The organism is Polaromonas sp. P1_G4 (genome assembly GCF_056405475.1).
The window spans coordinates 1-4,015 of the sequence record NZ_JBFUCA010000404.1 but is presented as its reverse complement, the minus strand read 5'-3'; the positions used below and the strand labels follow the sequence as shown (position 1 = coordinate 4,015).

The following is a 4,015-nucleotide window of genomic DNA, read 5'->3' as shown; positions in this document are numbered from 1 at the left end:
GCTGTGGGCCCAGCCCCTCGATGCTGCCGGCCAGCTAGCGCTGGAAACTGAAGTCATGCGGATCGAACCCGACAAGCTGCACGCCAGCCAGTGGCAATTGCAAACCGAAGGGCCCGGCGCAGACAGCCGCGTCCATTCGGGTTTTGATACCGTCATTCTGGCGGTGCCGTCTTCGCAGGCGCAGGCCCTGTTGCTCAGTTCACAACAGGCCAAGCCCCTGGTGGCCGAGCTGTCCGAGGTTAGCGTTGCGCCCTGCTGGACGTTGATGCTGGCCTTTCCGCAGGCGATGCAGCCCACGATGGCGCACCTGGGGCCCCACTGGAATGCAGCGCGCAGCACGCACCACCGCATTGCCTGGCTGGCGCGGGAATCGTCCAAGCCTGGGCGCAGCCCGATCGAACGCTGGACCGTGCAGGCAAGCCCGGAATGGTCGGAACGCCACCTGGAAGACGATGCCGAGCGCGTCAAGGCCAAGCTGCTGAAGGCCTTCACAGAAGTGACGGGCATCCGCGCCCAGCCGTCACACGCGGCGGTGCACCGCTGGCGCCACGCCCAAACGCAGCAACCGCTGGGCAAAACCCACGCCTGGGACGCCAAATCGCGCATTGGCGCCTGCGGCGACTGGTGCCTCGGCCACCGTGTCGAAGACGGCTTTGTCTCGGGCCTTGAGATGGCCCTCGAAATTTGTTAGCCCCCACGCTTGTCGCTTCGCGTGCCTGCGGCGGCTCGCTGCCCCTGTCACCTGAAGTAGGGGCTGGCCTTGCTTGGGGCGGCCCGGCGCGGCGGCCGCCAGGTTAGCCTTCTCATAGTTCCTTCTGCTTATGGCCTCGGGCTACAAAGGTAGATTTTCCCCTTCGCCCACAGGCCCGCTTCACGCGGGTTCGCTGGTAGCGGCCCTGGCCAGCTGGCTGGATGCCCGGGCGCACCGTGGCCGCTGGCTGGTACGCATCGAAGATGTCGATACCCCGCGCTGCGTGCCTGGCGCGGATCGCGTCATTCTTGAACAACTCGCCTGTTGCGGCCTGGTACCCGATGAAGCACCGGTTTACCAGTCACAACGCGGCGCCCTGTACCAGAACGCCCTGGATTCACTGGTCACCCGCGGCCTGGCCTACTCCTGTGCCTGCACACGGCAGGACATTGCGCGGGCGCTGGCCGCGTCCGGGCAGCCACGCGAACGCCATGGCGAACTGGTGTACCCGGGCACCTGCCGCAACGGGCTGCATGGCCGTGCTGCACGTGCGTGGCGGTTTTTGACGCCAAATTATGTGCCAAATAGTGCCCTGGCCCAATCAGAACTTGCGCGAGCAGCTATAAATTTAATAGCAACTGATGCCACGCCAGCGGCCGCCGCACAGGCCGAAATCAGCTGGGATGACCGCCGCCTGGGCACACAGATGCAAAACGTCAGCCGTGAGGTCGGCGACTTTGTCCTCAAACGGGCGGACGGCCTCTGGGCCTACCAGCTGGCCGTGGTGGTAGACGACGCAGCCCAGAGCATCACCGACATCGTCCGCGGCGAAGACCTTGCCGACAACACCGCGCGGCAAATCCTGCTGCAGCGCGCACTCGGCCTGCCGCTGCCGCGTTACCTGCATACGCCGCTGGTGCTGGGCCCGAACGGCGAAAAACTGTCCAAGCAGAACGGCGCCCAGCCGCTGGACACCGCCCGCCCCCTGGCGCTGCTGGTCCAGGCCGGCCAAACGCTGGGGCTGGAGGTTGAGCGTATAGCCAACGCAGCGACACCCGCCGCCTGGCTACAACTGGCCGTGCCGCTCTGGGCGACTAAAATCACAGGGTGATTCAAACCTCTCCCCCTGTGCCGCCTGCCTCACCCGAAGGCGCGCCCGCCGACACCCATCCTCCCCACAACATCCGCAGCTTTGTGCGCCGCACCGGCCGCACCACCGCGGGCCAGGCCAAGGCCTTTGCCGATGTGGGCCCGAAGTTTTTGCTGCCGTATGCCGATGCACCACTGGATTTTGAAAAGGCCTTTGGGCGCAACGCTCCCACGATCCTTGAAATAGGTTTTGGCATGGGCGAGGCCACGGCGCACATTGCCGCACTGATGCCCGAAAAGAACCTCCTTTGCTGCGAAGTGCATACGCCCGGCGTGGGCGCCCTGCTCAAACGCATCGACGAACAGAAGCTGTCCAACATCCGCATCCTGCAGCACGATGCGGTCGAAGTGATTGACGACATGCTCCCCCGCGCCAGCCTCGACGGCGCGCACATCTTTTTCCCGGACCCCTGGCACAAGAAAAAACACAACAAGCGCCGGCTGATCCAGCCACCGCTGATCACCAAACTCGCGGCCCRCCTCAAGCCCGGCGGCTACCTGCATTGCGCGACCGACTGGCAACCCTATGCCGAACAGATCCTGGAAGTACTGGGCGCCGAGCCGCTGTTGAAAAATACGGCAGACAGCAGTGCTGGTGGCTATGCCCCCAAGCCAGCCTACCGCCCATTGACCAAATTTGAAAACCGCGGCATCAAGCTGGGGCATGGCGTCTGGGACRTCGTGTTTGTGCGTGCGTGATCTTGCGGCTGCGCGGGTGTGAGCAAAACACCCAAGCTCGGGCTGCATGGTTTGGCCACGCGGGCCGGCATCAGCCCCAGTTGCGTCGGCCTGCCGGCCGGCAGCTGGCCCMGCATCACAGACTTTCTTGTTGAACGCTTTCCGGCCATCTCGCGCGAGGTATGGTTGCAACGCATGCAGGACGGCCTGGTGGTCGATGAATTCGGTGAAGCCGTCACCGCCGAACGCCCCTACCGTGGCCACATGCGCGTGTACTACTACCGCGCACTGGACGAAGAACCCCGCATTCCGTTTGAAGAGTCCGTGCTGTTTCAGGACGAACACCTTGTCGTGGCCGACAAGCCGCATTTCTTGCCTGTGACGCCCTCCGGCCACTACCTGCAGGAGACCCTGCTGGTGCGCCTGAAAAACCGGCTCGGCATCGACGGCCTGGTGCCGATTCACCGCATCGACCGTGAAACCGCAGGCCTGGTGCTGTTCTCCGTCAACCCGGCGGAGCGTGATGCCTACCAGTCATTGTTCCGCCGGCATGAGGTCACGAAGCATTACGAAGCCGTGGCGCCATGGCGCGGCGATATTGGCTTTCCCCTCACACGCAAAAGCCGCATCGTCGAAGACGAACCTTTTTTCCGGCAGCGTGAAATAACGGGTGAGCCCAACAGCCACACGCAGATCGATGTGATCGAGGTACGCGGCGACCACGCGCTGTATGCCCTCAACCCCGTAACGGGCAAGAAGCACCAGCTGCGCGTACACATGAATGCGCTCGGCCTGCCACTGCTGAATGACCGCATGTATCCGCCGGTCGAAGTGACACCGGAAGACGATTATCGCTATCCGCTGCAGTTGCTGGCCAAGTCCATTGCGTTCACGGACCCGGTAACAGGCGAGCAACGACGCTTTGAAAGCCGGCTGGCGCTGCGGGGCCTGCGGCCTTGATGAGGCCTTGGCATATGTCCGCCAAGCCGAGCTGGCCATGACCCAGTGCATCTGCTCAAACACAGCCGCAAACACTAGCCCTCTGTGGGAACTAACGTAAAAATGATCGGACCACCAACACAAGTGGCGAAGCCGCCTTCTGCCGTTGCGGGTCCGTGTCGATTGACATGTTATGCGTTGCCATCACCGGCGAGAGATTCCAATGCTTCCGACGCCGCGACATTCACTTCTTCCTTCTCCTCAGCAGCTGTCGGGCTGTCAACCATGCGCCGAAGATCCTTTGACAAGGCCGAACACAACTCCGACGACAGCCGGATGATGGAAACAATGACTTCGTACTTCCAGCTTTCGTCGTCCGTGGCGAAGACTCGACGCAGGTAGGGGACGAGCTGTACGCCTATGCTCGCAAAGAACGGACAGAGGATCGTGGCCACCGGCCAATTGCGGTCCTGGGTCCACTCTAGAAGTGCGGGAACAATGGGTTCAACTTCGGCGAAGCTGCGACCCGCAACATCACGTGCGACTTGCAGATCACTC

Annotated in this window: 5 protein-coding genes; 4 read left to right on the top strand and 1 reads right to left on the bottom strand. The window is 63.0% G+C overall.

The window, feature by feature from the left end; translation table 11 throughout:
• From AC1D1X_RS17485 to AC1D1X_RS17470, 4 genes are all read left to right on the top strand, one after another.
• Positions 1 to 691, top strand: a 691-nt coding sequence (locus tag AC1D1X_RS17485; RefSeq protein WP_477698762.1) for an NAD(P)/FAD-dependent oxidoreductase, incomplete at its 5' end; no start/stop codon positions are given.
• 130 nt (positions 692 to 821) lie between these two features.
• On the top strand, positions 822 to 1,802 hold the full coding sequence (gene gluQRS / locus AC1D1X_RS17480) for a tRNA glutamyl-Q(34) synthetase GluQRS (RefSeq protein ID WP_477668949.1): 981 nt from the start codon (positions 822 to 824) through the stop codon (positions 1,800 to 1,802).
• Positions 1,803 to 1,819: 17 nt separating this feature from the next.
• Positions 1,820 to 2,539 carry a tRNA (guanosine(46)-N7)-methyltransferase TrmB gene (gene trmB, locus AC1D1X_RS17475; RefSeq protein ID WP_477698761.1) on the top strand — a complete coding sequence of 240 codons (720 nt, stop codon included), beginning with the start codon at positions 1,820 to 1,822 and terminating at the stop codon, positions 2,537 to 2,539.
• Positions 2,540 to 2,557: 18 nt separating this feature from the next.
• Positions 2,558 to 3,478 (top strand): RluA family pseudouridine synthase, encoded by a 921-nt coding sequence (locus AC1D1X_RS17470; RefSeq protein WP_477698760.1) that lies wholly within the window; start codon positions 2,558 to 2,560, stop codon positions 3,476 to 3,478.
• 170 nt (positions 3,479 to 3,648) lie between these two features.
• Here the strand turns inward: AC1D1X_RS17470 and AC1D1X_RS17465 are convergent.
• The coding region (locus tag AC1D1X_RS17465) for a DUF5071 domain-containing protein (protein WP_477698759.1) at positions 3,649 to 4,015 on the bottom strand (367 nt) is incomplete at its 5' end.